This is a genomic window from Nitratireductor sp. J20-h4 (assembly GCF_056780505.1).
In genome coordinates, this window is the sequence record NZ_CM165557.1 from 4,056,471 (window position 1) to 4,082,486 (window position 26,016).

The following is a 26,016-nucleotide window of genomic DNA, read 5'->3' on the forward strand; positions in this document are numbered from 1 at the left end:
CCCGGCCGTTTGGAGGCGATCGGACCCGCCGCGATGGCCAGTGCGCTGTTGTCGCCCGGGCCGCCTGTCTCCGACAGCCAGGCTCCAACCGGCCCCATGCGGTTTTGCGCTGCAGTTCGAGCCGAAGGACAGAGCCTTGCCGAACACTTTTTTTATCGTAACCGCGACGACGGCGCTGATCGCAACGACCCTGACGGGTCAGTCCATGGCCGCAACCGACGCACGCGCCGTGCTGAACACCTATGCCGACATCGCGCACGCCACCTACGAGGACGCGCTGTCGACCGCCATGCGCCTCGACGAGGCCGTCGACGCGCTGATTGCCGCGCCCTCGGCCGAAACCATGGCGGCGGCGAAAGCGGCCTGGCGGGCAGCCCGCATTCCCTACCAGCAAAGCGAAGCCTACCGGTTCGGCAACCCGATCGTCGACGCCTGGGAAGGGCGCGTAAATGCCTGGCCGCTCGATGAGGGGCTGATCGATTACGTCGATGCGGGCTACGGCGTGGAGTCCGACGATAACGGGCTCTACACCGCCAACGTGGTTGCCAACACGACCCTGATGATCAATGGCAGTGAGGTCGACGCGTCCGACATCACGCCGGAATTCCTGTCCGGCACGCTGCACGAAGCCGGCGAGATCGAGGCCAACGTCGCCACCGGCTATCACGCGATCGAGTTCCTGCTGTGGGGGCAGGATCTGAACGGCACCGGGCCGGGCGCCGGCGCGCGCGCCCACACCGATTACGATCTGCAGAACTGCACCGGCGGCAATTGCGAGCGCCGGGCGCTTTATCTGGCCGCCGCCGCCGATCTGCTGGTTTCCGACCTGGAGGAAATGGTCGCCAACTGGGCCGGGGACGGCGCGGCGCGCCGGGCGCTGGCCGAAGGCTCGCCGGAAGCCGGGCTGGCTGCGATGCTGACCGGGATCGGCTCGCTGTCCTACGGCGAACTGGCCGGCGAGCGCATGAAGCTCGGACTGCTGCTGCACGACCCCGAGGAGGAGCATGACTGCTTCTCCGACAACACCCACATCTCGCATCTTTACGACGCCGTCGGCATTCGCAACGTCTATGCCGGCCGCTACGCGCGGATCGACGGCTCGGTGGTGGAAGGCCCGTCGCTGTCGGCGCTGGTGCGCGAGAGCGATGCGGCCCTGGACGCGGAGCTGACGGCCAAGCTCGACACGACCGTCGGCACCATGCAGGCGATCGCGGAAAAGGCGGAGGCCGGCGAGGCCTACGACCAGTTGATCGGCGAAGGAAACACCGCCGGCAACGCCCTGGTGCAGACCGCGATCGATGCGCTCATCGACCAGACACGATCCATCGAACGGGTCGTCGCCGGGCTCGAACTCGACGCGATCGGGTTCGAGGGCTCCGACAGTCTCGACGATCCCGAGGCGGTGTTTCAGTGAGCGGCACGGGACGCCGAATGTGCTAGAATAAGCCAGCGGCCATCGCGCCGCGAGCCTTGGATGAACGACCATGCTGGTTTGTCACTGCAATCTGATCACGCAGAGGGAAATCGAGGACACGATCACCGGCCTGCTGGACGCCGATCCCTGGCAGCTGATCGTGCCGGCGAAAGTCTATCACGCCATGGCCAAACGCGGCCGCTGTTGCGGCTGTTTTCCAAATGTGGTGGAAACGATCATCCGGGTCACCGAGGCGTATCACGCCCGTTCGGCCGCGGCCGAGCCGGATATACTTTCACATCTCGACCGCGTCCGCGGACTACGTGGTCAATTTGGGAGCAGGCGCCATGAAGGGCGAAAAACAAGTCATCGAGCGGCTTAACGAGGCGCTGTTTCTGGAACTCGGCGCAGTCAACCAGTATTGGCTGCACTACCGGCTTCTCCAGGATTGGGGTTACGCCAAGCTCGCGCAGAAGGAGCGCGAGGAATCGATCGAGGAGATGCACCACGCCGACAAGCTGGTGGAACGCATCATTTTCCTCGAGGGCCATCCCAACCTGCAGTCGGTGTCGCCGCTCAAGATCGGCCAGAACGTCCGGGAAGTGCTGGAAGCCGATCTGGAAGGCGAACACGAGGCGCGCAGTTCCTACAAGACGTCGCGCGACATCTGCCACGAGCACGGCGACTACGTGTCGATGGCGCTGTTTGAGGAACTGCTTGCCGACGAGGAGGGCCATATCGACTTCCTCGAAACCCAGCTCGAACTGCTGAACACGATCGGCGAGAAGAATTATGGCCTGCTCAACGCGGCGTCCGCCGACAAGGAGGAATAGGATCATGGGCGCATGCGGCCGCTGACCCTTCCGTCCCGTCGCATGCGTCCAGTCCGCCCGGCGCTCCTTGTTGCCGCGCTCGGCGCTCTGGTTCTGCCGGGCCTCGCGGCCGACGAGACCGCCCTGCCCACGAGCCGCGACGACCTGACGGCGGCCGACCGCGAGCGCGTCGAGGCCGTCACCCGCCCGACGACGGATTTTTCCGCGGCCGAGACATACGAGGCGCTGCCCGGCGGGGCTGCGACCTCGCGCAAGCGCGTCAACCAGGACGCGTTTTCCCACCCCTCGGCCAATCTCAGCTTCGAGGAAGAGGGCACGTTCAAGCTCGGCAACGCGCTGTTTCGCAAAGTGTGGGTGTCCTCGCCCTCCTCCACCCAGGCCTCCGACGGTCTCGGGCCGCTGTTCAACGCCCGCGCCTGCCAGAGCTGTCATCTGAAAGACGGGCGCGGCCATCCGCCGGAGGGCGACCGCGACGCGACCTCGATGTTCCTGCGCCTGTCGCGTGCGCCGCGCACGCCCGACGAGCAGGCGCTCTTGAAGGACAAGACCCTGCTCAACCTGCCCGATCCGGTCTATGGCGGCCAGCTTCAGGATCTGGCCGTGCCGGGCCTGAAGGGTGAGGGCCGCATGGTCGTCACCTATGAGGAGTTCACCGTCACGCTTGCCGACGGCGCCGAGGTCGCGATGCGCCGGCCCGACTACGCGGTCAGCGATCTCGCCTACGGGCCGATGGATGTCAGCACCACCTTGTCGCCGCGGGTGACGCCGCCGATGATCGGCCTCGGCCTGATCGAGCAGATCCACCCGGCCGACATTCTCGGGCTTGCCGATCCCGACGATGCCGACGGCGACGGGATTTCGGGAAAACCCAATATCGTGCGCGACCCGGCAAGCGGCGCGCTGGTGCTCGGCCGCTTCGGCTGGAAGGCGCAGACACACTCGATCCGCCGCCAGTCCGCCGACGCGTTTGCCGGCGATATCGGCATTTCCTCGCCCGACCTGCCCAACCATTGGGGCGACTGCACCCCCAGCCAGGCCGACTGCCTGGCCGCCGCGACCGGCGTCCAGCCGCGCCTCGGCGATAGCGAGGCGCCCGATCCGGTGCTCGACCTGGTGACGTTTTATGCGCAGAACCTCGCCGTGCCGGCCCGCCGCGACATCGACGACCCGCAGGTGCTCGAAGGCAAAAAGGTCTTCTACGATCTCGGCTGCGCCTCTTGCCACCGGCCGAAATTCGTCACCCGGCGCGACGCGCCCAACAAGGCGCACGCCTTCCAGCTGATCTGGCCCTATTCGGACTTCCTGCTGCACGACATGGGGCCGCGCATGGCGGACTGGCAGGTCGTCGGCGACGCGCGCGGCGGCGAATGGCGCACCCCGCCGCTGTGGGGGATCGGGCTGACGGAGACCGTCAACGGCCACACCTTCTTTTTGCATGACGGGCGCGCCCGCAACCTGACCGAGGCGATCCTGTGGCATGGCGGCGAGGGCGAAACCGCCCGCGACGGTTTTGCCGCCCTTGACGCCGACGACCGCGCCGCGCTGGTCCGGTTCCTGGAATCGCTGTGATGATGCGCCTGCTCGCCCTCGCGCTCTGTCTCGGCCTGTCCCTGCCGGCCAGCGGCCGCGCCGAGCCCGCACCGGTGGCCGCGATCACCCGCGCGGCGATCGACGCGGTGATCCGCCCCGGTTACGCGCGCTTCCGGGCGGCGGCCGAAACGCTGAAAAACGACGTGCGCGCGCTGTGCGAGGCCCCCGGCCCGGCGCAAATGGAAACGGCTCGCGCGGCCTTTCGCGACACCGCGCTCGCCTGGGCATCGATCGAAATGGTCGGCTTCGGCCCGGTGCGGGCGCAAAACCGGCTGGAGCGCATCCTGTTCTGGCCCGACCGGCGCGGTACCGGCCTCAAACAGGTTCAGGCGATCCTGGCGACCCGCGACGACACGGCGACCGACGCCGCCACGCTGGCGCAAAAGAGCGTGGCCGTGCAGGGGCTCGGCGCGCTTGAGTACGTGCTTTTCGGGACCGGCGCCGCAGAATCTTGCCGGGGCCGACGCGTTTCGCTGCCGCTACGGCGCGGCGATCGGCACGAACCTGGCAAAAATCGCCGCCCGGATCGCTGCCGCCTGGGCCGGCGATGACGGCATTGCTGGCCAACTCGCCCGACCCGGGCCCGGCAACGCGCTGTTTCGCGATGAGAGCGAGGCGCTGGGCGAGGTCACCGACATTCTGATCCACGGCCTGGACCAGCTGCGCGCGGTGCGCCTGAACGGGTTTTTGGGCGAGACGCCCGACAAGGACCGGCCGAAGCAGGCGCTGCTGTGGCGCGCCGGGCTGACGGTCGCGACCGTCAAGGCCAATCTCGACGGGCTTCGATATCTGTTCGACAAGGCCGGGTTCGCCGATCATCTGGCGGAAGAGGATCGCTGGATCGCCGCCTCGATCCGGTTCGAGTTCGCGCAGGCCGACGACGCCCTCTCGGCCCTGCCGGCGCGCATCGCCGATACGCTGGCCGACCCGCAAGCCCGCGAGAAGCTCGCCTTCGTGCGCGTCGTTTCCTCCAGCCTGTCGCAACTCGTTGGCGAGCACCTGACCGCCGCCTACGGGCTGACGGCCGGGTTTTCCTCGCTCGACGGCGACTGATGGCGACCCTGCTCAACCGCCGCGCCCTGCTGGCGGCGGCCGGCACCGGGCTCCTGGCCTGGATCGGCGCGCCGCGTGCGCTTGCCGGGCCGGGCCGAGAGGCCGCCTTCGCGGCGGCCTACAAGGACCGCGACGGCCGGTTCGGGATCGCGCTCATTGCCGGTGACGGCGCGATCCATGCGCGCATCGCCTTGCCCGACCGCGGCCACGACATCGCCTGCGACAGGGCCGCGCGGCGCGCGGTCGCCTTTGCGCGGCGGCCGGGGTATTTCGCCGTCGTCTTCGACCTCGACCGGCGCGCCGAACCGGTGACCCTCCAGGCCGCGCCCGGGCGACATTTTTTCGGCCATGGCGTCTTTTCGCCGGACGGGAGGCTGCTCTACGCGACCGAGAACGATTTCGAGGCCGCGCGCGGTCTGATCGGCGTCTACGATGCGACCGACGGCTTCCGTCGCGTCGGCGAATTCGACACGCACGGCATGGATCCGCACGAACTGCTCCTGATGCCGGACGGGCGCACGCTGGCGGTCGCCAATGGCGGCATCGAGACCCATCCCGATTTCGGCCGCGCCAAGCTCAATCTGGCGACCATGCGGCCTTCGCTGGTCTTCCTCGACCGGATTCACGGCACGCTGGTCGAAACCCATCGCCTTGCCGCCGATCTGTACCAGCTTTCAATCCGCCACATGGCGGTCGACGGTAGCGGGCGGTGCTGGTTCGGCTGCCAATATCAGGGCCCGCGCGGCGACGTGCCGCCGCTGGTCGGCCTCGCCAGGCCGGGCGAGGCGATCAGGCTGCTCGATCTTCCAGGCGAGGCCTGGGCGGGGTTCGGCAATTATGTCGGCTCGGTCGCCTGCAACCCGACCGCCGACAGCGTCGCCGTCACCTCGCCACGCGGCAATCTGCTGGCGACGTTCGATGCCGCCAGCGGAGAGCTCGTGGGGCGGCAGCGCCTCGAGGAAGTGTGCGGGCTCGCCGCGCAGGCGGACGGTTTTTTCGCCACCGCCGGCACCGGCGCCATCCGCCCGGCAAACGGCAAGCCGGAACATGTCGATCTCGTCTGGGACAATCACGTCCTGCGTCTCGACGGCTGAGAAACGGCAAAGGCCGGCGCGTGACCGCACATGGCGGCTACAAATCCAGCGGCGCCCGCGCCAACTCGCCGGCCATGCGGATCGCCGCCACAAGTGCTGCGCCGCCGGCCTCGAGCGTGTCGTCGTTTTGAATGACGGTCACCGGCGCGGGAATTTCGTCCTCGCCGGCCGCCGCGCGCGACAGGCGCGCCAGGATCTCTTCCTGTGTCTCGCGGCCGCGCGACGCCAGTCTGGCAGCCCGGATCGCGGGCGCGGCGGTGACGAAAACGACGCTGACGTTGCGATAACGCGCCCTGAGCGCCGGAATCGCGGTCCGCGACAGATTGGCGACGACCGTGGCGCCGGCGGCGATCTTGTCGTCGACGACGGCCGGCAGGCCGTAATGCAGGCCATGCGCGCTCCAGGACAGGGCGAAGGCGCCGTTGGCCTCGGCCTCCACAAAGGCCTCTGCAGACAGCGTGTCGTGGTCCTCCGTGCCGCCGTCCGGCGCGCGGGTGATCACCCGACGCACGAAATGGACCGCATGCCCGCTTGCGCCGGAGAGCCGGCCGCGCGCATAAGACATCAGCGTGTCCTTGCCGGCGCCGCTGGGTCCGACCACGGCAACGAAGGCACCCTGGCGCGCGCGCGGATCGAGACGGGCACGAAGTACTGTCGAGGCGTCGGTCATGCCACGCGGCGGCCTTCGCGCCACACCGAGCGGACGACGGGAATGTGCTCGTCGACGCGCACGCGCACCAGATCGGCGCGTTTGCCGACGGCGATCTCGCCGCGGTCGGTCAGACCGGTGGCATCGGCCGGATTTTTCGACACCATGGCGACGGCGCGCGGCAGCGAGATGCCGTCGACGACCTCGCCGAGGAAAAAGGCCGACTGGATCAGGCTGAACGGGATGTAATCGGACGACAGGATGTCGAGGCAGTCGTTCTCGGCCAACTGGCGCGCCGATACGTTGCCCGAATGCGAGCCGCCGCGCACGACGTTGGGCGCGCCCATCAACACACCCATTCCGGCCTTTTTCGACGCAGCGGCCGCCGTCATCGTGGTCGGAAACTCGGCGACGCGGATGCCCTGCTCGACGGCTTCGCCGACATGGGCCTCGGTGGCGTCGTCGTGGCTGGCAAGCACGATGCCGCGGTCGCGGCAGGCGGCGGCGATCGCCTCGCGCTGACGGCGCGAATTGCGCTGCGACTGCTCCATGCGTTTTTCGCAGAATGCGCGGAACGCCTCGTCGGACAGGTTGAGCTTGCGTTTGTAATAATTGGCGTAGGTCTCCAGGTCGACGAACTGGCGCTGGCCCGGCGCGTGGTCCATCAGCGACACCAGCCGCACGCGGTCGTCGCCGTCGTAAAGGCCGAAACTGTCGACGCAATCGTCGGAGGAGACCTCGCAGCGCAGATGGATGAAATGGTCGGCGCGCAACCGGTCGCCGCGCACGCCGTCCTCGATCGCGTCGGCCAGCTTTCGCATGTCCTTGGCGGCGATGTCGGAATCCTCGTCGAGACCGATCCGCAACGCATCGAAGACCGTGGTGATGCCGGAGGTCGCAACCTGGGCGTCATGCGCCAGCACGGCGGCGAGCGGGTTCCAGCGCACCTTCGGCCGCGGCGCGTAGTGGCCCTCGAGATGGTCGGTGTGAAGCTCGACCAGCCCGGGGATGAGATAATCGCCGCCAAAATCCTCGCCATGCGTCGCGCCGCCGGCGCGGATGTCGGCGATCTTGCCGTCGCGGATCGCCACCGCGCCGTGGACGATCTCGTCGGCCAGAACGATGCGGGCATTGGACAGAATGGTTTCGGCACTCATCTCAGGCGGTCTTTCTTTGGTCGTGGCGGCCTATGGGGTGGAAGGCGCGCACGGTGAAGGGCGCGCCGGGCTCGGGCTCGACAAACAGCGCAATCGAGGCGATTTCGAGGGGCGCGGACAAAAACGGCGCAAAATGGTCGTCGATCGCCGATGCCAGGCGCTCGGCCTCGCGTCCCGTGGCCCGGCCGGTCAGCGTCATGTGGAAGCGAAATTCCTCGAACACATAGGGATATCCCCATTGGTGCAGGTTCTTGACCTGGGCCGGCGTCATGGCGGCCGGATTGCGCCTGGCGATATCCCCGTCGGCCAAGGGCGCGCGGAACGGCTCGAAGGCGCGCACGACGGCGCCGGCCAGCGCGTCGAGCGGCGGGTGACGTTCGGCCGGCACGAGGGCGAAGAACCCGTCGAGCTGGCGCGCGACCAGACGCGGCAACCGCACCGGCGCGCATTCGCCGGCAAAGGCGGCAGCGGCGTCGACAAGTTCGGCCTCGGTTTTGCCGGGAGCGAGCACGAACGGCGCCTTCAGCGTTGCATGGAAACCGTAACGCCGCGCCGAGGCGGTGTGAAAGGCGAGTTCGGCCGCCGACAGCGCGCCGGCACGCGCCGGGGCGACCGGCGCGCCGGAAAAGGCGTCACGTCCGAGCCAGGACGACGCCGCGCGGGTCAGCGCCGCGTCCTGCGGCGGCGTGAAATAAACAGCGTAACGCATGCATCAATCCTTGCCAGGCGCGATCCATTAGGTGATTTGCGTGACAGTTTGACGAAAATTCGCCCCCGGCGACAGCGGCCAGCGCGCCGGTCTCGATTGGCGCTGCGCGGCCCTGCCCCGATCATCGAATACTATCAGCCTGGCCCAGGCCCCGAAACAGGCCGTTTCGGCGCAGGGGCTCCGGAACCGGCCGGCGCGCATGTCAGCGGGCGCCCGCCGGCTGGATGAGGCGCTGGCGCAGGAAGCTCGAGATCGCGTCGAACACAAACACCACGATCAGGATCAGCAGCACCATATAGGCGACGTTTTCCCAGTCCTGATTGGTGCGCATCGCTTCCCACAGCTTCAGGCCGATGCCGCCGGCGCCGACCGCGCCGATGATGGTGGCCGAACGGGTGTTCGATTCCCAGAAATAGAGCGACTGGCTCAGAAACACCGGCAGGACCTGCGGCACCACGCCGAAACGCTGGACCAGCGCCGGGGCGGCCCCGACCGACCGCACGCCCTCGCGCTGCTTGTCGTCGATGTTCTCCAGCGCCTCGGAGTAGAGTTTGCCGAAGGTGCCGGTGTCGGTGAAGAAGATGGCCGACATGCCCGCCAGCGGCCCCGGTCCGAAGGCGCGGGTGAAAAACAGGGCCCAGATCAGCATATCGACCGAACGCAGGAAATCGAACAGGCGCTTGAGCAGCTGATTGACGAGCCGGTTCGAGGTGATGTTGCGGGCGGCCATGAAGGCAAGCGGAAAGGCAAGCAGCGACGCGAATACCGTGCCGACAAAGGCCATGACGATGGTCTGGAGCAGTTTCAGCCAGACGTCGCCATGCTGCCATTCGGCGTTATGCAAGAAATCGGTCCAGGCCCGCGCCGCGTTCGACATTTGTGGGTCGACGCGCTCGCCGGAAACCAGCAAGGCCGCCACCGCGCCGAAGGATTTGCCCCAGAAGGGCGAACGCGTGTCGAAAAAGAAGTTTTCCCATCCCCAGAAGCGATGCCTTATCTTGACCTCGTCGTTCTCGATCTCGACGCGGCCGGGAAAGCCAAGCGAAACCACGATCTTGTCGCCGGGGCCGCGCTGGCTGGCCCAGCCCGGCAGGGCGCCGCGAACGGTGACGGCCCGATCCGGCTCGATGTCGGCGATCAGCATGTCGGCGCCGCGCGCGACGACGACCTTTCCAGGCGCGATGTCGATGCGCGCGCCGCCGATCCTCACCAGCGCGCGCACCGCCGCTTCCTCGCGCACGATCTCGGCGGGGACGACGTCGCGCGCCGCGCCGCCGGTCACGGTATCGCCGGTCGGCGCCGGTTTGCCGCCGACCGTGCCGAGAAAGCTGCCGGACGAACTCTTCACACCGCCGCCTGACGCGCCGGTTGTGCCGGCGAGCCTTTTGTCCACCACGGCCTCTTCGATCTCGACCCAGTCGGGGTCCGGGTTCGCACCCAGCGGTGAAAACCGCGGATAGGAGATCTCGAGATGGTTTTGCGAAAACGCGATGTTCGGCCTGACCTCGTAGGAGACCCAGTCGGCGAGATAGCTGCCGGCGATCGACCAGTTGCCGTTGGCGACGACCGCGCCGATCGAAAACAGCCACCAGGCGAAGACGAGATAGGCCATTGTGCCGGCGGCGACCAGCCAGCCGGTCAGGCGCCCGGCAAGCGAGCGGGAGAAAACCGCCGGGTGGCGGGCGACAACGGCGTTGATCGCGGCGGTGTCGAGTACGCTCATCGATCTAGCCTCCCCGTCCGAATTCAAACGCCTGCGCGCCGACGAGCCGCTTGCGCAGCCAGGCGGAAAGCTGGTCGACGGCAACGATGGTGGTAAAAAGGAGAAGAATGATCGCCAGCGTCTTGGCCTCGTGCCCGCGGCTGATCGACAGCCGCAACGCCTCGCCGATGCCGCCGCCGCCGACCGCGCCGATAATGGTGGAGGCGCGCACATTGATCTCGAAGCGCAGCAGGGCGTAGCTCAGGAAGTTGGGCATGACCTGCGGCACGATCGCGAACCAGACCCGTTCGATCCAATTGCCGCCGGAGGCGCGCAAGCCTTCCTCGGGGCGCATGTCGGCGTTTTCGACGACTTCGAAGAACATCTTGCCGAGCGCGCCGATAGTGTGGATGGAAACGGCGATGATGGCAGGAACCACGCCGAGCGAAAAAATGGCCAGGAAGAAGCCGGCGATCACGATTTCGGGGAACGCGCGCAAAATCTCCATGAAGCGGCGCACGAAGAATCGCAGCCAGCGATTCGCCGTCAGATTGCGCGCGGCCAGAAAACACAGAACGAAACCGAGACCGAAGCCGATCAACGTCGCCACGAGCGCGATGTTCAGCGTCTCGATCATCTTGTAGACATATTCCGGCATGTAGAGCGTCTCGGTCAGATAGACGCGTCCCTCAGCATAGTTGAACTTCAGGCTGCCGTCGTCATAGGGCGAAGGCAGGTCGAACAGCGCGCGCCAGACTTCCCAGCCGTCGCGCGGAATCAGCATGCCGACGAAATCGAAGAAATGAGGCAGCCGGTCGAAGAACTTGCCGGCGTTGGTCTCGTTGGCGAACCAGAGCGAACCGGCCATGGCGGCAAGAAGCAGGCCCAGACCGAGGACGGTATGGAGGCGCCGCCGCGAGGCGAGCTCGCGCCAGTGGCGCTCGACGGAAAGCCCGCGTTCCGACAGCCGCGTATCCAGCTCGGTGGTACTCATCAAACCGCCCGTGAACAGAGGCAGCCATGCGGCGCGCAAATCGACGCGCCGCATGGCGGGACAAAAATGGCCTACGAGCCGATCTTGGCCCTGCGCGCCGCGATGATGGCTTCGTAGAAGGCCGGCGTCACTTCGGTGAAACTTTTGTATTCCCCGCCCTGGATGGCCGAGAAACATTCGGCGTCGGTTTCGGGCAGCGCCATCATGAAGTCCTTGAACTTGGTCTTCATGTCGGCGTCCATCGAGGACCGCACGACGATCGGACCGTTCGGGATCAGCGGCGATTTCCACAATTCGACCAGGTCGTCCATGTCGAGGATGCCCTTGTCGACCATCTTGCGCAGATTGCCGGAGCTGTAGCCGTCGGAGAAATCGCCGACGCCCGAGGCCCAGGTCGTGCCGGCGTCGAAGGTGCCCTTGACCACTTCGAGAACCAGGTTCTCGTGGCCGCCGCCGAAACCGGTTTCGGCGAAGAATTCGCCGACGGACATGCCGATATCGGCCGGCAGCGTCACGGAGGGCACCAGAAAACCGGACGTGGAATCGGGATCGGCGAAACCGAGCTTCTTGCCCTTCATCTCGTCCAGCTTGGTGATGCCGGAATCCTTGCGGGCGACCATCACCGCGTAATACCCCGTCGATCCGTCGGTCTGGACCGTGGTCAGGATCGGCTCGACCGCGTTCTCGTCTTCCAGAAACACCTTGGCATAACCCGAGGCGCCCAGCTCGGCATAGTCGAGCGTGCCGCCGAGCAGGCCCTGGATCACGCCGTCATAGTCGGCGGCGGGAAACAGCGACACTTTTTCCACGCCGAGCAACTCGGGAAGCGCGTCGGCCAGACACTGGAAATTGCGTAGGCGATCGGCCTCGTTCTCGCCTCCAATGATGCCGATGCGGAATTCCTTGAGGTCTTCGGCCTGGGCCTGGCCGCCCATCAGGGCGCCGAGCGCGACCGCGCCCAATAGAGCCTTCTTGAACATGAATGCCTCCTGTTCGTTGCAGTGTGGTTGGGTCTTGTTGACTGACTTGCGAGCGCCCGTGACGCCGGGCGCGACGATCCCGTCCATCAGCCCGCGAAGGCGGGTGCAATGGCGCTGGCGGATTCGGTGATCTTGACGCGGTGCGGCGTGAGGCTGGTCGAGGTGATGTCCTCGGAAAATTCGGCGTCGTCGCTTTCGGCGCCGTATATGGCGCGCACTGTCGAGGCCGTCAGCGCGTCAGCCGGGCCGTCGAACACGACCCGGCCGGCGGCCATTCCGATCACCCGCGCGCAATAGTTCCGGGCAGTATCGAGCGTGTGCAGATTGGTGATGACGGTAATGCCTTCGCGGGCGTTGATGTCGGCGAGCGCGTCCATGACGATCTTGGCGTTCAGCGGATCCAGCGAGGCGATCGGCTCGTCGGCCAGGATCACCCTGGGTTCCTGCATCAAGGCGCGTGCGATCGCGACGCGCTGCTGCTGGCCTCCCGACAGCGTCCCGGCGCGCTGCAGCGCCGTTTCCGCGATGCCGAGACGTTCGAGCGCCATGATGGCGCGCACGCGCTCCTGGCGCGAAAAGGAGCCGGCCAGGTTGAGCAGCGTGGACCGGTGATTGAGCCGGCCGAGCAGCACGTTGGTCAGCACGTCGAGCCTGGGCACGAGATTGAACTGCTGGAAGATCATCGCGCAGTCGCGCTGCCAGGTGCGCAAGGCGGCCCCGCGCAGGGCGGAGACCTGGCGATCGGCGAATGAGATCGTCCCCTCGGATGGGTCGATCAGCCGATTGATCATGCGCAGCAAGGTCGACTTTCCCGCCCCGGAGCGACCGATGATGCCGACCATCTGACCGTCGGCGATCTCCACGTCGACATTGTCGACTGCGGTCTTTTCGCCGAAGCGTCGCGTGACCTTCTGGATTTTCAGCATGCTCGTTTTCCCGCGGGGCGGCGTTCGCCTGTCCTGGGAACTGCGCTACCGAAGCCGCGTGAAAGTGGAATGTCAGGAGGATGACAGTTCTGTAACGCCGCACCGCGACATGACGGACCCGCCGCGCCAATCGCTTGGCGGCCGGTTGGCCATGCAGGGGCTGGCGGTCCGGCGTCGTCATCGTCGCAGCGTGAAGACATGCGCGCGCGATCGGCCGCCCTTGCGGTGAGGCGGCCTCGCGCGGCTGGCGGGTCGACGCGGAGAAATTCCGTCCGGCCCGCGCGCGCCGCGCGGGGGCAAACGGGCCCGGGCAGGCTTCGGATCAGGCCCCGTGTTTTTCGAGGAAGGCGGCGGCGTCGAGCGTGCGAAAATCGTCGAGCGCGCCGCGCAGGCGCCGGTGATCCCAGTCCCACCAGGCCAGATCCTGAAACCGCGCCGCGGTGGCGCGGTCGAAACGCTCGCGGATCGGTTTGGCCGGAACACCGCCGACGATCGTGTAGGGCGCGACATCCTTGGACACCACCGCGCCGGCCCCGATGACGGCGCCGTCGCCGATGCTGACCCCGGGCAGGACGGTCGAGCCGTGGCCGAACCAGGTGTCGTGACCGATGGTGACCTTGTTCTGGCGGCGCCAGTCGAAAAACGCCTCCTCGTGCTCGGCATCCTCCCAATAGTCGGACGCGCGATAGGTGAAATGGTGCAGCGTCGGCCGCCAGGTCGGATGGTTGGTGGCGTTGATGCGCACGGCGGCCGCGATATTGGCGAACTTGCCGATATCGGCGCACCACACGCCGCAATCCTGCATAACGTAGGAATAGTCGCCCAGGACCGAATCCTGGAAGCGGGTCCGCTCGGCGATTTCGGTATAGCGGCCGAGCGTCGAGCCACTGACCTCGGCGGTCGGGTGGACGAACGGGTTTTCTGAAAGTTTCGGCATCAGGCGGCCTTTGCGGGGGCGAAATCGGTCACGTCGACGATCTGGTCGGCGACGGCCTCGCGCACGTCCTGATCGTGAAAAATGCCGAGCAGGGCGACGCCGGCCGCCTTTTTCTCGGCGATCATGTCGATCACCACGGCGCGGTTGGTGGCGTCGAGCGAGGCGGTCGGCTCGTCGAGCAAGAGGATCGGATGGCGGGTGATGAAACCGCGCGCGATGTTGACGCGCTGCTGCTCGCCGCCGGAGAAGGTCGCCGGCGGCAGGTCCCACAATCTTTCCGGCAAATTGAGCCGGCTCAACAGATCGCGGCTGCGCGCCAGAGCCTCCGCCCTGTCGCGGCCGCGCGCCAGAAGCGGCTCGGCGACGATGTCGAGCGCCGACACGCGCGGCACCACGCGCAGGAACTGGCTGACATAACCGAGCGTGTCGCGACGGATCGCCAGCACGTCGCGGGGGCTGGCGGCGGCCATGTCGGTCAGCGTGCCGTGATGATCGATGATGATCTGGCCGGAATCGACGGCGTAGTTGCCGTAGAGCATTTTCAGGATCGAGCTCTTGCCGGCACCGGACGGCCCGCCGAGCACGGCGCATTCGCCGGCCTGGAGCGCAAAGCGCGCCTTGTCGACCACCGGCAGGCGGATACCGTCGCGCAGATGCATGGTGAAGCTTTTGCAGAGCTCGGAAACGACAAGCGGCGTTGCCATTCGGTTTTCTCCCTTTCGCACGGTCGTGCCCGGATCTTGGCCCGCTCGGTTCGCGTTCATGTCCTCACACCTGCAGGATCGAGGAGACGAGAAGCTGGGTGTAGGGCGCCTGCGGGTCGTCGAGCACCCGGTCGGTCAGGCCGTGCTCGACGACGTGGCCGTCCTTCATCACCATCATGCGATGCGACAGCAGCCGGGCGACGGCGAGGTCGTGCGTGACCACGATCGCGGCCAGGCCGAGCTCGCTGACCAGGCCGCGCACAAGGTCGAGCAGGCGCGCCTGCACCGACACGTCGAGCCCGCCGGTCGGTTCGTCCATGAAGATCAGCCGCGGATGGGTGACGAGGTTGCGGGCGATCTGCAGGCGCTGGCGCATGCCGCCGGAAAAGGCGCGCGGCTGGTCGTCGACGCGGTCCTCGGCGATTTCGACGCGGCCCAGCCAGTCGACGGCGGTGGCGCGGATATTGCCGTAGTGGCGGTCGCCGATCGCCATCAGGCGTTCTCCGACATTGGCGCCGGCCGAGACCGTCATCCTCAGCCCGTCGGCCGGGTTCTGGTGGACGAAACCCCAATCGGTGCGCATCAGGAAGCGGCGCTCGGCCTCGCCCATGCGATAGAGCTCGCGCCAGCTGTCGTCGCGCATGCGATAGCTGACCGCGCCGGAAGTCGGCAAAAGCCGGGTCGATACGCAGTTGAGCAACGTGGTCTTGCCCGAGCCCGATTCGCCGACCACGGCCAGAACCTCGCCCGGCCACAGATCGAACGAGACGTCGTCGCAGCCGACGCGCGCGCCATAGGATTTGGACAGGCCCGCGACACGCAGCAGGGGCTCGTCGGACACGCTCTGGCCGGTCATGGCTTCACCTTTCGCAACGGAATACGGGCGGGTCATTCGGCGGCCTCGGTCATTTCGCCGACATGGCCGGCCGCGCGCCGCTTTTCGCAAAAATCGGTGTCGGAGCAGACGAACATGTGGCCGCCGCGATCGTCCAGGATCACCTCGTCGAGATAGACGTTTTCGGCCGCGCACAGCGCACAGGGCTTGTCGAACTCCTGCACCTTGAAGGGATGATCCTCGAAATCGAGGCTGACCACGTCGCAATAGGGCGGAATGGCGTAGATGCGCTTCTCGCGCCCGGCGCCGAACAATTGCAGGGCCGGCGAGCGGTGCATCTTCGGATTGTCGAATTTCGGTGTCGGCGAGGGGTCCATCACGTAGCGTCCCTCGACCTTGACCGGATAGGCGTAGGTGGTGGCGATATGGCCGTGCCGGGCGATGTCCTCGTAGAGCTTGACATGCATGAGGCCGTATTCCTCGAGCGCGTGCATCTTGCGGGTCTCGGTCTCGCGCGGCTCGAGAAAGCGCAACGGCTCGGGGATCGGTACCTGGTAGACCAGCACCTGGCCCTCGGCCAGCGGATGCTCGGGAATGCGGTGGCGGGTCTGGATGATGGTCGCGCGTGCCGTTTCCGTCGTCACCGCGACGCGCGCCACCTTCTGGAAGAAGGCGCGGATCGACACCGCATTGGTGGTGTCGTCGGCACCCTGGTCGATGACCTTCAAAACGTCGTCGGGACCGATCACCGACGCCGTCACCTGCACGCCGCCCGTGCCCCAGCCATACGGCATCGGCATCTCGCGGCTGGCGAACGGCACCTGGTAGCCGGGAATGGCGATGCCCTTGAGGATCGCGCGCCGGATCATGCGCTTGGTCTGCTCGTCCAGATAGGCGAAATTGTAGGACGGCGCTTCGGCAAGCGACGCTGCAACATTATCGGACATGAGGCGTTTCCTTCGAAAGGAGACCGACATGGACCTTCTCATCCTGCCGATCATTCTGGCGCTGGTGCTGACCGCCTATCTGATTTATCGCGGCTACCGGGCGCGCGCGCTGGGCCGCAGGACGCCCGACCAGGACAACTAGCCGGCTCATTCGGCTGCCTTTCCCGTCGCCTCGTCGGTGACGGCCATTCGCGCCTCGGCTTCGGCGCGCATACGCCGAACCAGGTCGAGATCGGCCTGGAAGTCGACATAATGCGGCAACTTCAGATGCTCGACGAAACCGGTCGCCTGGACGTTGTCGGCATGGGCGAGCACGAATTCCTCGTCCTGGGCCGGGGCGGTAACGTCTTCGCCGAACTCGCCGGCGCGCAACGCCCGGTCGCACAGCGCCATCGCCATCGCCTTGCGCTCCGACTGGCCGTAGACCAGGCCGTAGCCGCGGGTGAATTGCGGCGGCACCTTGGCCGAGCCCTTGAACTGGTTGACCATCTGGCATTCGGTGATCTGGATGCGGCCGAGCGGCACCGGAAACGGAAGCTCGGGCACGTCGAGCTCGATGTCGAGCGCGCCGATCCTGATCTCGCCGACGAAGGGATGCGAGCGGGCATAACCGCGCTGGGTCGAATAGGCGAGCGCCAGCAGGAAACCCTCGTCGCCGCGCGCCAGCGACTGCAGGCGCAGATCGCGCTCCATCGGAAATTCCGGCGGCTCGCGGGTGATGTCGCCGGGCTCGCGGTCGTCGGCCAGCGCGCCGTCACCCTCGATCAATCCCTCGCGGGCAAGGATTTCCGACACGCGCGGCATGGCCTGCGAGTCCGCCTCGCGCGTCGCCGGCGCGGCGACCGGCGCGTCGCCGGCCAGTTCGGGATCGAGCAAGCGGTGGGTGTAATCGAAGGTCGGGCCGAGAAGCTGGCCGCCGGGCAGGTCCTTGTAGGTGGCCGACACCCGGCGCTCGATCAGCATCGCGCCGGTATCGGCCGGCCTTGCATAACCGAACCGCGGTAACGTGGTGCGGTAGGCGCGCACCAGAAAGATCGCCTCGATCATGTCGCCGCGCGCCTGACGGATGGCGAGCGCGGCGAGTTCCCGGTCGTAAAGCGAGCCTTCGGCCATCACCCGGTCGACGGCGAGCGCGAGCTGTTCGACGATCTGGTCGAGGCCGAGCGCCGGCACGTCGCGGTCGCCGCGGCGCCGGTCGGCGAGCAGGCGGTGCGCGTTGTCGATGGCGGCCTCGCCGCCCTTCACGGCAACATACATGGCTTCTAGCCCTCCGTTTCGACGATGCGGGTGGTGCGCGGCAGGCAGGCGAGCGCGCCGGGCGCGGTCAGGACGAGGTCGACGCCGCGCGGGAAACGCCCGTTGTTTTGCCGCCATTGCGTCGCCAGATGGCGCGGCAGCGGCGCCGGCGCCAGCCGCGCGCGGGTCTCGATGCCCGGCCCTTCCAGCATCAGCGGCGCGCCCGCCGCAAGCGTGTCGAGCTGCAGGATTATCGTCGCCGAGCGGTCCGGATAGTCCTGCGAGCCCTGGGTGAAATTTTCCAGCGCGATCAGCTCGCCGGGGCGTGAGACGAGGGCGAAATGGGCCTCCGCCGGCGTGAACGCGAACGGCGCGCCGGTGTGGAAGCCGATCCAGTCGCGGATTTCGGCCGAGCCCTGCAGTTCGGGGTCGAGCCAGACCGGCGTGTCGTGATCGCACAAGGTCAACGCGACGGCGCCGGCCGCGGCCGTCAGCGGCGCGGGCGGGGCGGCCAGCGGCGGCAGGGCGTGGACGGTGCCCGGCCGGGCCATGGCCTCCATCAGGGCGCGGAACACGCCTTGCGCGGCGATCACCGGCTCGGCGAAACCGCCATCAATCGAACGAGTGGAAAATTCCATCAATCCTCTCCGCGCACCATGGTGAAAAAGTCGACCTTGGTGGCCGCCGTCTCGCGCCGGCGCTCGTCGTCGGCGGCCGCGCCGGCCGCACGCAGCGGCGCGACAATCCTGTCTTCGACCCGGTCGCGGCTTTGCGGACGCTGCCACAGCGCGTCGACCGTGGCCGCGATCCGCACCTTGTCGCGATCGCGACCGAGCGCGTAGGCATGGCCGACCTCGCCGGTCGCCAGCCGCACGGTGGCGCGCGTCACCGTCGCCTCGCCGAGATTGAAGGCCGCGCCGCCGCCGCCCATGCGCCCGCGCAGCATCACCAGCCCGGTTTCGGGGCCACGCACCAGTTCGGCCAGCTCCTCGAAGCCGGCTTCGGCCCACAGCCGCCGCAGCGCATCGCCGTCGGCGCGCGCGATCACGGCCATGGCGTCGCGACGCGCTGGTTGGCTTGCCTCGTCCTGCCTGTCTTGCGTTTTCATCCGATCCGACCATTGCTGTGAATATTCGTCTATTGATATAGACAATCATACAAATTATACCGTGTTCTAGCGTGTGTCCATGACGTTGGCGTGACAGGGCGAAACGGCGATGAAAAACCCCGACAGGACGATGGAACGACGCAGCGGCATTTCGCTGTGGCGGCAGATCGCCGATCAGATCCGGCGCGACCTCGTCCAGGGCAGGCTCGGCGCAAACGGGCGACTGCCGCCGGAAACAGCCCTCTCTGCGCATTTCGGCGTCAACCGCCACACTGTGCGCGGCGCGATCGCCGCGCTGGTCGAAGAAGGCGTTTTGCGGGCCGAGCAGGGGCGTGGCACCTTCGTCGAGCAGCGCCGGCGCCTGACCTATCCGATCGGCGCCCGCACCCGGTTTTCCGAAGGGTTGCGCGACCAGGCCCGCGACAGGCGCGGCCACCTGCTCGACCATCGCGAGGAGGCCGCCGACCAGCGCACGGCCGAGGCGCTCGCTCTGGCGCCCGCCGCGCCGGTGGTTCGCATGGACACGGTTTCGGAAGCCGACGGCCGCCCGGTCTCGCGCGCGACGAGCTGGTTCGACGCCGACCGCTTCGCCGGGTTCGCGGAGACCTATCGCGAACTCGGCTCGGTCACGCTGGCGTTCCAGCGCTACGGCGTCGCCGACTATTTCCGCAGATCGACGCTGGTGTCGGCCCGCCACGCCGACGACGGCGACCTCGACGATCTGCGCCTGTCGCCGGGCGCGATCGTTCTGGTCGCGATCGCCGTCAATGTCGACACCGAGGGCCGGCCGATCCAGTTCGCCGAGACGCGTTTCGCCGCCGACAGGGTGGAATTGTCGGTGATGGCCTGAGGGGGCGGTCTTATTTGCCGGCAATGCCCGCCCACACCGGGTCGGGTGGCTACTCGCCTTCCCCGCGCCGCTCGCCCGAAGCGACAGGTTCCTCCGCCGGCGAAGTCCAGGCAATCAGCAGGCTCCAGGCCCCGTAGACGGTAGCCGCGGTGGCAAGCAGCGCCCACGCGGTCTGGCCGTTCATCCATTCCAGCACCGTCCAGCCGGCGCAAACGGCGATGATCGCCAGCCGCCGCCACAAGGGATCGAATACGGAGGCGGACTGCCCGCTCATGCCGCCCACTCCGGCTGGATGAAAACGTTCCGTGATATTCGAGCCATCGCCTGTCTCCCGTTTCGCGATCAAGATGCAGCATCCCGGCCGGGGATCAAGCCCGGCGCACGCCACTCGACGGTGCCGGGCTCAGCCCGCGCCGGTTCGCTCGCGCCGCATCAGATAGAGCGAGGCCGCAACGATCAGCGCCGCGCCCGGCCAGAAGCCCGGCGTCGGCGCGGCGCCGAACACCAGCCAGCCGGCGACGATGTTGAAAGGCAGCTTCAAATCGTCGAACGGTTGCAGATAGGCGGCATCGGCGCTGGCATAGGCCCAGGCCAATAGATATTGCGCGAGCCCGGTCAGGGCGCCGGCGGCAAGCAACGCGCCCCAGGCGGCCTGTGGCGGGATCTCGAAACCCGAGCCGAGCCAGATCGCGGCATTGATCGGCGTCAACAGCAAAAGCAGATAGACGGTGATGCCGGCGGTCGGCTCCAGCCGTGTCAGATATTTGGTGATCAGCGACGTGCCGGCCCAGCACGCCGCCGCCAGCACCGGCAGGACGGCGTGATAGCTAAAGCGCTCCGACCAGGGCGCGATGATGATCATGGCGCCGGCGAAGCCGGCCACCGTGGCGGCGATGCGGGCGAAATCGACCCGCTCGCGCAGAACCAGGCCCGCGCCCGCCATGACGAAGAACGGCGAGGTCATGGCAAGCGCGATCGCCTGCCAGATCGGCACGACGGACAGGCCGTAGACCCAGAGCTGGACGCCTGCCGCGGCCAGAAGCACCCGCGCCAGATGCAGGAGAACGTGGCGGGTGTGCAGGATATGCACGCCGCCGCGCCAGACCAGGGGCGCGGCGAGCGCAAGCGCGATGGCGTATTGCCAGAACGCGATCGCCGGCGCGGTGGCGCCGGCGGTGACGCTCGCCCATTGCACGGCGACATTGAGGCCGGCAAAGGCGAGGCCGGCCGCCACCATGATCGCGGCACCGCGCAGCGCGGCCGGGGTGGTTTCGATCGAGGCAGTCTGGCTCATTCGGTCCGATCCTTTCGCATTGACCCAGAAACCTCAGGGATGCGGGATCGGACACTGCGCGCGGCCTTGGGCGACGAGCCAAAGGACGCGTTCGGTTATCTGACCCGTTCTCTTCCATCCGGACTGTGACCGTCGGCTTCGGATTCGCACCGAATCTGCTGACCCGGACCGGCCTGTGACCGCTCCGGCGCTCGCGGGCTTGGGGGAGACCCCCTTACCGCCGGTGGGGACTTTCACCCCGCCCTGAGAACGTCGACGGCGTTTTTACGCCGCCGACGAAAAACTAGGCGTCCGCGGCGCCGGGATCAAGCCGGCTGATGACGCGCTGCCAGCCGCGCGCGCCCAGGCCGTCTCCTTTGCGCATTGCCAGCGCGATGCCGGCGCTGATATGCCGACCCGGCCCGGTCCAAACGTATCGGTTGAACCCGCCATGACCCTGCCCGACCTTCCCGTCACCCGGATCCTGCCCGACCTGCGCGCCGCGCTCGCGGGACCGGGACACGCCGTCCTGGTCGCGCCGCCGGGCGCCGGCAAGACCACGCTGGTGCCGCTCGCGCTTCTGGGCGAGGACTGGCGCGGCGACGGCACGATCCTGCTTTTGGAACCACGCCGGCTGGCCGCGCGCGCCGCCGCGCGGCGCATGGCCGCCCTCCTCAACGAGGCGGTCGGCGCCACGGTCGGCTACGCCATGCGCATGGACAGGCAGGTCTCGGCGGCCACCCGCATTCTCGTCGTCACCGAAGGCGTGCTGGCGCGCATGATCCTCGACGATCCGGAACTTGCCGGTATTGCGTGTGTCGTTTTCGACGAGTTCCACGAGCGCTCGCTCGACGGCGATTTCGGCCTGGCGCTGGCGCTCGACGTCAAGCAGGGGCTGCGGCCGGATCTGCGGCTGGTGGTGATGTCGGCAACCCTCGACGGCGCGCGGGTCGCCCGCCTGCTTGGCGACGCGCCGGTGATCGAAAGCCACGGCCGAAGCTTTCCGGTCGACATCCGCCACCGCGAGCGCCCCGGCGGCGAAACGCTCGAGGACGCCGTGGCGGCTGCCGTGCGCGCGGCGCTTGCCGAGGAGGACGGCGGCATCCTCGCCTTCCTGCCGGGCCAGCGCGAAATCGAGCGCACCGCCGAACGGCTTGCCGGCCGGCTGCCGGCGAATGCGGAGCTGATCGCGCTTTTCGGCGCCATGGACGGCAAGGCCCAGGACGCGGCGATCCGCCCGGCGCCCGATGGCCGCCGCAAGATCGTGCTGGCCACCGCGATCGCGGAAACCTCGATCACCATCGACGGCGTTCGGGTGGTGATCGATTCAGGCTATCAGCGCCTGCCGAAGTTCGAGCCGGCGACAGGGCTGACCCGGCTCGAAACCGTGCGCGTGTCGCGCGCCTCGGCCGAGCAGCGCGCCGGGCGCGCAGGACGCACGGCGCCGGGCGTCGCGGTCCGGCTGTGGCGCGCCGAACAGACCGCGTCGCTGCCCGCCTTCACGCCGCCGGAAATCGCGGCGGCGGACCTCGCCGGTCTGGTGCTCGACTGCGCCGCCTTCGGGGTCGTCGACCCGACACGCCTCGCCTTCCTCGATCCGCCGCCCGCCGCCGCGCTCGCCGCGGCGCGCGCGCTATTGCGCGACCTCGACGCCATCGACGAAACCGGCCGCCTGACCGCCGACGGTGTGGCGATGCGGCGTCTCGCCCTGCCGGCGCGCCTCGCCCACATGGTCGCCAGGGCGGCGCGGGACGGGGCGGCCGTCCAGGCCGCGGAACTGGCCGTGCTTTTGACCGAACGCGGCCTTGGCGGCCAGCAGATCGACCTCGACGCCCGGCTCGCGCGGTTTCGCCGCGATCGCGGCGCCCGGGCCGGCAACGCGCGAGCGCTGGCCAAGCGGCTCGCCACGGCGGCGGGCGCCGGTCTTCGCACGGGCGCGAACGCAGCAGCAACCGGCGCGGGCAGACTGCTGTTGCATGCCTGGCCCGACCGGGTGGCGATGGCGCGCGGCGGACCGGGCCGTTACGTCCTGGCCAATGGGCGGGGTGGCGAGATCGACCCGGCCGATCCGCTGGCCGGACATGATTTTCTGGTCGTCGCCGACCTGCAGGGAAAGGCGCGCAACGCCCGCATCGTCGCCGCCGCGGCGGTCGAGGAGGATGAACTGCGTGCCGTGCTTGCCGGCCGTATCGAAACCGGAACGGAAACCGGATTCGACAGCGACAGCGGCACCGTGCGGGCGCGCGAAAAAAGCCGCCTGGGGGCGATCACGCTGGCCGAGCGCCCGCTGCCGCCGCCAACCGGTGTCGACGCCGACCGTGCGATCCTCGACGCCGTCAGCGCCCACGGCGTCGCCATCCTGCGCTGGGGCAAAAAGGCCGCCGGCCTCAGGCGCAGGCTCGCCTGGCTGCGGCGCGGGCTCGGCGAGCCATGGCCGGCGATGGACGATGCGGCGCTGCGCGATACGGCCGGCGACTGGCTGGCGCCGTTTCTGACCGGCAGCGCGGCGATCGCAGACATATCCGACCACATGCTGGCCGAGGCCCTGCTGGCGCGGGTCGGCCATGACGACCAGAGGCGGGTGGCGGCGCTGGCGCCGACCCATTTCGACGCGCCGTCCGGCAACCATATCCCGATCGACTATCGCGACGACGCGCCGGTACTTGCGGTGCGCGTGCAGGAACTGTTCGGCCTCGACCGTCATCCCGCCATCGCGGCGGGCACCGTGTCGCTGACGCTCGAATTGCTGTCGCCGGCGCAGCGCCCGATCCAGACCACGCGCGATCTGCCCGGCTTCTGGCGCGGCTCGTGGGCCGAGGTGCGCGCGGCCATGCGCGGGCGCTATCCCAAACATCCCTGGCCGGAGGAGCCGCTGCGGGCCACGCCGACGGCGCGCGCCAAGCCGCGCGGCCGCTGAACCGGCATGGCCGCGCCGGATTGCGGCGGGCAGGAAAATGGCGTCCGGCCAGACGACAGATTCCCTTTGGCGCGCCCGGCCGTCCGGCCTATAGGAAGGCGATGCTGCAGGATCTTCGCGCGCCCGACCACCAGCAAAGCCGGCAATTGCGGCTCAACACGCTCATTCGCCTGCGCTGGCTCGCCATCATCGGCCAGAGCGCGGCCGTGCTGGTCGTGGCCTACTGGTTCATGTTTCCGCTGCCGGTCGGGCTTTGCTTCGCGCTGATCGCCTGTTCGGCCTGGGTGAATCTGTTTCTGGCCTTCCGGTACCCCGCCACCCACAGGCTGAAGCCGGCCGCCGCCTTCGGCGTGTTGTTCCTCGACGTCCTGCAACTCGCCGGATTGCTCTACCTGACCGGCGGCCTGACCAACCCGTTCGCGATCCTGATGGCGGTTCCGGTGATCGTGTCGGCGACCTCGCTGCCGCTGGTGCTGACCGCCGTGCTCGGCCTGGTGGTGGCGGCCGCCGCCTCGATTTTGGTGAGTTTCCACCTGCCGCTGCCCTGGTATGGCGGCAGCAATCTGGCGATGCCGTTCCTCTATGTGATCGGCATGTGGATGGCGATCCTGTCGACGACCGCCTTTACCGCGATCTATGCCTGGCGGGTGGCCGAGGAGGCGCGCCAGCTCGCCACCGCGCTCGCCGCCACCGAGCTGGTCTTGCAGCGCGAGCAGCATCTGTCGGCCCTCGACGGTCTGGCGGCAGCCGCCGCGCACGAGCTCGGCACACCGCTTGCCACCATCGCCCTGGTGGCGCGCGAAATGGAGCGGGCCCTGGAGAGCGACCCGCGCTTTCGCGAGGACGTCACGCTGCTCAGGTCGCAGAGCGAGCGGTGCAAGGAGATCCTGCGGCGATTGACCAGCCTGTCCTCGCAGGGCGAGGAACATATGGCGCGGATGACGCTGACGGCGATGGTCGAGGACGTGATCGCCCCGCATCGCGATTTCGGCATCGACATCCGCCTCGAACCGGGCACGCTCGAGGGCCGCGAGCCGGCGGGGCGGCGCAATCCCGGCGTCATTTACGGGCTCGGCAATCTGGTCGAAAACGCCGTCGACTTCGCGCGCGAAAGCGTCACCGTGCGCTGGAGCTGGGACACGGCCCAGGTCTCGATCGAGGTCACCGACGACGGGCCGGGATTTCCTCCCGAAGTGATCGACCGTATCGGCGAACCCTACATGACCACGCGCTCGGGCCGACAGGACGAGGGCGGCGGCGGATTAGGGCTTGGTCTGTTCATCGCCAAAACCCTGCTCGAGCGCTCCGGCGCCACGGTTTCCTTCGGCAATGCCACGGGCCCCGGGCAGGGCGCCATCGCCCGGGTGAGCTGGCCGCGCGAGCTGTTCCTGCGCGATCCGGTCAGCGAACATGCGATCGGCTGAGCCGACGAAATTGGACTTGGCGGCTTTTTTGAATAAATAGGGGCCAGACAGCGTTCGGAATCGAATTCATGACCACCGAAAATCAAGACACGCTCGGCGAGGATCGCTCGCTGCTCATCGTCGACGACGACCGCCCGTTCCTGACCCGCCTGGCGCGGGCCATGGAATTGCGGGGTTTCATCGTCGAGACGGCGGAAAGCGTCGAGGAAGCGCTGGCCAAGGCCAGGGCGGCGCCGCCTGCCTATGCGGTGGTCGACATGCGGCTCGGCGACGGCAACGGCCTCGACGTGGTATCGGCGATCCGTGAAAAACGCGCGGAGGCGCGCGCCGTCATTCTCACCGGCTATGGCAACATCGCCACCGCGGTGACGGCGGTCAAGCTTGGTGCCATCGACTATCTCGCCAAGCCGGCCGACGCAGACGACGTCTATGCGGCCCTGACGAGCACGACGGGTGAAAAAGTCGCCCCGCCGGAAAATCCGATGTCGGCCGACCGGGTGCGCTGGGAACATATCCAGCGGGTCTACGAGATGTGCGACCGCAATGTCTCCGAAACCGCGCGCCGGCTCAACATGCACCGCCGCACCTTGCAGCGCATTCTGGCCAAGCGCGCGCCGCGCTAGCGCCGCCCGCTTCCGCAGCCGTCCAACGCGGCAGACGCCGGGCCGCGCTAGCGGCGCCCGG

General features: G+C 68.0%; 27 protein-coding genes and 1 riboswitch. Of the genes, 11 read left to right on the plus strand and 16 right to left on the minus strand.

Annotation, left to right across the window (positions count from 1 at the left end; genetic code table 11):
* Positions 1 to 136 precede the first annotated feature (136 nt).
* From ACT2B0_RS19615 to ACT2B0_RS19645, 7 genes are all read left to right on the plus strand, one after another.
* Complete coding sequence (locus tag ACT2B0_RS19615; RefSeq protein WP_473459953.1) at positions 137 to 1,414, plus strand: imelysin family protein; 1,278 nt, start codon at positions 137 to 139, stop codon at positions 1,412 to 1,414.
* Between the two features lie 70 nt (positions 1,415 to 1,484).
* The gene (locus tag ACT2B0_RS19620; RefSeq protein ID WP_348488321.1) at positions 1,485 to 1,796 is read left to right on the plus strand and encodes a (2Fe-2S)-binding protein; all 312 of its coding nucleotides are present in this window, start codon (positions 1,485 to 1,487) and stop codon (positions 1,794 to 1,796) included.
* Positions 1,762 to 2,247, plus strand: a complete 486-nt coding sequence (bfr, locus tag ACT2B0_RS19625) for a bacterioferritin (protein WP_473459954.1) — start codon at positions 1,762 to 1,764, stop codon at positions 2,245 to 2,247. The genes ACT2B0_RS19620 and bfr overlap by 35 nt, the downstream gene beginning before the upstream one ends.
* A 12-nt stretch (positions 2,248 to 2,259) precedes the next feature.
* Entirely contained in the window at positions 2,260 to 3,816 is a 1,557-nt protein-coding gene (locus ACT2B0_RS19630; RefSeq protein WP_473459955.1) for a di-heme oxidoreductase family protein, read from the plus strand.
* Positions 3,816 to 4,388, plus strand: coding sequence for an imelysin family protein (locus tag ACT2B0_RS19635; RefSeq protein ID WP_481658426.1), 573 nt, complete (start codon positions 3,816 to 3,818; stop codon positions 4,386 to 4,388). The genes ACT2B0_RS19630 and ACT2B0_RS19635 overlap by 1 nt, the downstream gene beginning before the upstream one ends.
* The gene (locus ACT2B0_RS19640; RefSeq protein ID WP_481658485.1) at positions 4,342 to 4,890 is read left to right on the plus strand and encodes an imelysin family protein; all 549 of its coding nucleotides are present in this window, start codon (positions 4,342 to 4,344) and stop codon (positions 4,888 to 4,890) included. Before ACT2B0_RS19635 ends, ACT2B0_RS19640 begins: the two co-directional genes overlap by 47 nt.
* Positions 4,890 to 5,984, plus strand: coding sequence for a DUF1513 domain-containing protein (locus ACT2B0_RS19645; protein ID WP_473459957.1), 1,095 nt, complete (start codon positions 4,890 to 4,892; stop codon positions 5,982 to 5,984). Before ACT2B0_RS19640 ends, ACT2B0_RS19645 begins: the two co-directional genes overlap by 1 nt.
* A 37-nt stretch (positions 5,985 to 6,021) precedes the next feature.
* On the opposite strand, the gene phnN is transcribed toward ACT2B0_RS19645, so the two are convergent.
* The 14 genes from phnN to phnG form a co-directional block, all read right to left on the minus strand.
* Entirely contained in the window at positions 6,022 to 6,654 is a 633-nt protein-coding gene (phnN, locus tag ACT2B0_RS19650; RefSeq protein WP_473459958.1) for a phosphonate metabolism protein/1,5-bisphosphokinase (PRPP-forming) PhnN, read from the minus strand.
* A complete protein-coding gene (locus ACT2B0_RS19655) occupies positions 6,651 to 7,790 on the minus strand; it encodes an alpha-D-ribose 1-methylphosphonate 5-triphosphate diphosphatase (RefSeq protein ID WP_473459959.1) in 1,140 nt (379 codons plus the stop codon). Before ACT2B0_RS19655 ends, phnN begins: the two co-directional genes overlap by 4 nt.
* Before the next feature lies 1 nt (position 7,791).
* The gene (locus ACT2B0_RS19660; protein WP_473459960.1) at positions 7,792 to 8,499 is read right to left on the minus strand and encodes a DUF1045 domain-containing protein; all 708 of its coding nucleotides are present in this window, start codon (positions 8,497 to 8,499) and stop codon (positions 7,792 to 7,794) included.
* A 202-nt stretch (positions 8,500 to 8,701) separates the two neighbouring features.
* Positions 8,702 to 10,222: a phosphonate ABC transporter, permease protein PhnE gene (phnE, locus tag ACT2B0_RS19665; protein WP_473466114.1), complete on the minus strand. Its 1,521-nt coding sequence runs from the start codon at positions 10,220 to 10,222 to the stop codon at positions 8,702 to 8,704.
* Positions 10,223 to 10,226: 4 nt separating this feature from the next.
* Positions 10,227 to 11,195: a phosphonate ABC transporter, permease protein PhnE gene (gene phnE / locus ACT2B0_RS19670; RefSeq protein ID WP_473459961.1), complete on the minus strand. Its 969-nt coding sequence runs from the start codon at positions 11,193 to 11,195 to the stop codon at positions 10,227 to 10,229.
* A 71-nt stretch (positions 11,196 to 11,266) separates the two neighbouring features.
* A complete protein-coding gene (gene phnD / locus ACT2B0_RS19675; protein ID WP_473459962.1) occupies positions 11,267 to 12,175 on the minus strand; it encodes a phosphonate ABC transporter substrate-binding protein in 909 nt (302 codons plus the stop codon).
* An 86-nt stretch (positions 12,176 to 12,261) separates the two neighbouring features.
* The gene (gene phnC, locus ACT2B0_RS19680; protein ID WP_473459963.1) at positions 12,262 to 13,101 is read right to left on the minus strand and encodes a phosphonate ABC transporter ATP-binding protein; all 840 of its coding nucleotides are present in this window, start codon (positions 13,099 to 13,101) and stop codon (positions 12,262 to 12,264) included.
* Between the two features lie 322 nt (positions 13,102 to 13,423).
* Complete coding sequence (locus ACT2B0_RS19685) at positions 13,424 to 14,041, minus strand: DapH/DapD/GlmU-related protein (RefSeq protein ID WP_473466117.1); 618 nt, start codon at positions 14,039 to 14,041, stop codon at positions 13,424 to 13,426.
* A complete protein-coding gene (phnL, locus tag ACT2B0_RS19690; RefSeq protein WP_473459964.1) occupies positions 14,038 to 14,742 on the minus strand; it encodes a phosphonate C-P lyase system protein PhnL in 705 nt (234 codons plus the stop codon). Before phnL ends, ACT2B0_RS19685 begins: the two co-directional genes overlap by 4 nt.
* Positions 14,743 to 14,806: 64 nt before the next feature.
* The gene (phnK, locus tag ACT2B0_RS19695) at positions 14,807 to 15,583 is read right to left on the minus strand and encodes a phosphonate C-P lyase system protein PhnK (protein WP_473466119.1); all 777 of its coding nucleotides are present in this window, start codon (positions 15,581 to 15,583) and stop codon (positions 14,807 to 14,809) included.
* A 47-nt stretch (positions 15,584 to 15,630) separates the two neighbouring features.
* Complete coding sequence (locus ACT2B0_RS19700) at positions 15,631 to 16,524, minus strand: alpha-D-ribose 1-methylphosphonate 5-phosphate C-P-lyase PhnJ (protein ID WP_473459965.1); 894 nt, start codon at positions 16,522 to 16,524, stop codon at positions 15,631 to 15,633.
* Positions 16,525 to 16,671: 147 nt separating this feature from the next.
* Entirely contained in the window at positions 16,672 to 17,781 is a 1,110-nt protein-coding gene (locus tag ACT2B0_RS19705) for a carbon-phosphorus lyase complex subunit (RefSeq protein WP_473459966.1), read from the minus strand.
* 5 nt (positions 17,782 to 17,786) lie between these two features.
* Positions 17,787 to 18,398 carry a phosphonate C-P lyase system protein PhnH gene (phnH, locus tag ACT2B0_RS19710; RefSeq protein ID WP_473459967.1) on the minus strand — a complete coding sequence of 204 codons (612 nt, stop codon included), beginning with the start codon at positions 18,396 to 18,398 and terminating at the stop codon, positions 17,787 to 17,789.
* Positions 18,398 to 18,868, minus strand: a complete 471-nt coding sequence (phnG, locus tag ACT2B0_RS19715) for a phosphonate C-P lyase system protein PhnG (protein ID WP_473459968.1) — start codon at positions 18,866 to 18,868, stop codon at positions 18,398 to 18,400. The genes phnH and phnG overlap by 1 nt, the downstream gene beginning before the upstream one ends.
* 109 nt (positions 18,869 to 18,977) lie before the next feature.
* Here phnG and phnF point away from each other — a divergent pair, with 109 nt between their 5' ends.
* Positions 18,978 to 19,718, plus strand: coding sequence for a phosphonate metabolism transcriptional regulator PhnF (phnF, locus tag ACT2B0_RS19720; RefSeq protein ID WP_473459969.1), 741 nt, complete (start codon positions 18,978 to 18,980; stop codon positions 19,716 to 19,718).
* Positions 19,719 to 19,767: 49 nt separating this feature from the next.
* On the opposite strand, the gene ACT2B0_RS19725 is transcribed toward phnF, so the two are convergent.
* Together ACT2B0_RS19725 and ACT2B0_RS19730 are read right to left on the minus strand one after the other, a co-directional pair.
* Entirely contained in the window at positions 19,768 to 19,992 is a 225-nt protein-coding gene (locus ACT2B0_RS19725) for a DUF3329 domain-containing protein (protein ID WP_473459970.1), read from the minus strand.
* Positions 19,993 to 20,121: 129 nt separating this feature from the next.
* Positions 20,122 to 21,012 carry a DMT family transporter gene (locus ACT2B0_RS19730; RefSeq protein ID WP_473459971.1) on the minus strand — a complete coding sequence of 297 codons (891 nt, stop codon included), beginning with the start codon at positions 21,010 to 21,012 and terminating at the stop codon, positions 20,122 to 20,124.
* Positions 21,013 to 21,114: 102 nt separating this feature from the next.
* Positions 21,115 to 21,267: riboswitch (FMN riboswitch) on the minus strand.
* Positions 21,268 to 21,442: 175 nt separating this feature from the next.
* Between ACT2B0_RS19730 and hrpB the strand changes: the two genes are divergently transcribed.
* From hrpB to ACT2B0_RS19745, 3 genes are all read left to right on the plus strand, one after another.
* Positions 21,443 to 23,908, plus strand: coding sequence for an ATP-dependent helicase HrpB (gene hrpB / locus ACT2B0_RS19735; protein WP_473459972.1), 2,466 nt, complete (start codon positions 21,443 to 21,445; stop codon positions 23,906 to 23,908).
* A gap of 101 nt (positions 23,909 to 24,009) precedes the next feature.
* Positions 24,010 to 25,332, plus strand: a complete 1,323-nt coding sequence (locus ACT2B0_RS19740) for an ActS/PrrB/RegB family redox-sensitive histidine kinase (RefSeq protein ID WP_473459973.1) — start codon at positions 24,010 to 24,012, stop codon at positions 25,330 to 25,332.
* Between the two features lie 68 nt (positions 25,333 to 25,400).
* Positions 25,401 to 25,955 (plus strand): ActR/PrrA/RegA family redox response regulator transcription factor, encoded by a 555-nt coding sequence (locus tag ACT2B0_RS19745; RefSeq protein ID WP_473459974.1) that lies wholly within the window; start codon positions 25,401 to 25,403, stop codon positions 25,953 to 25,955.
* Positions 25,956 to 26,016: the final 61 nt, after the last annotated feature.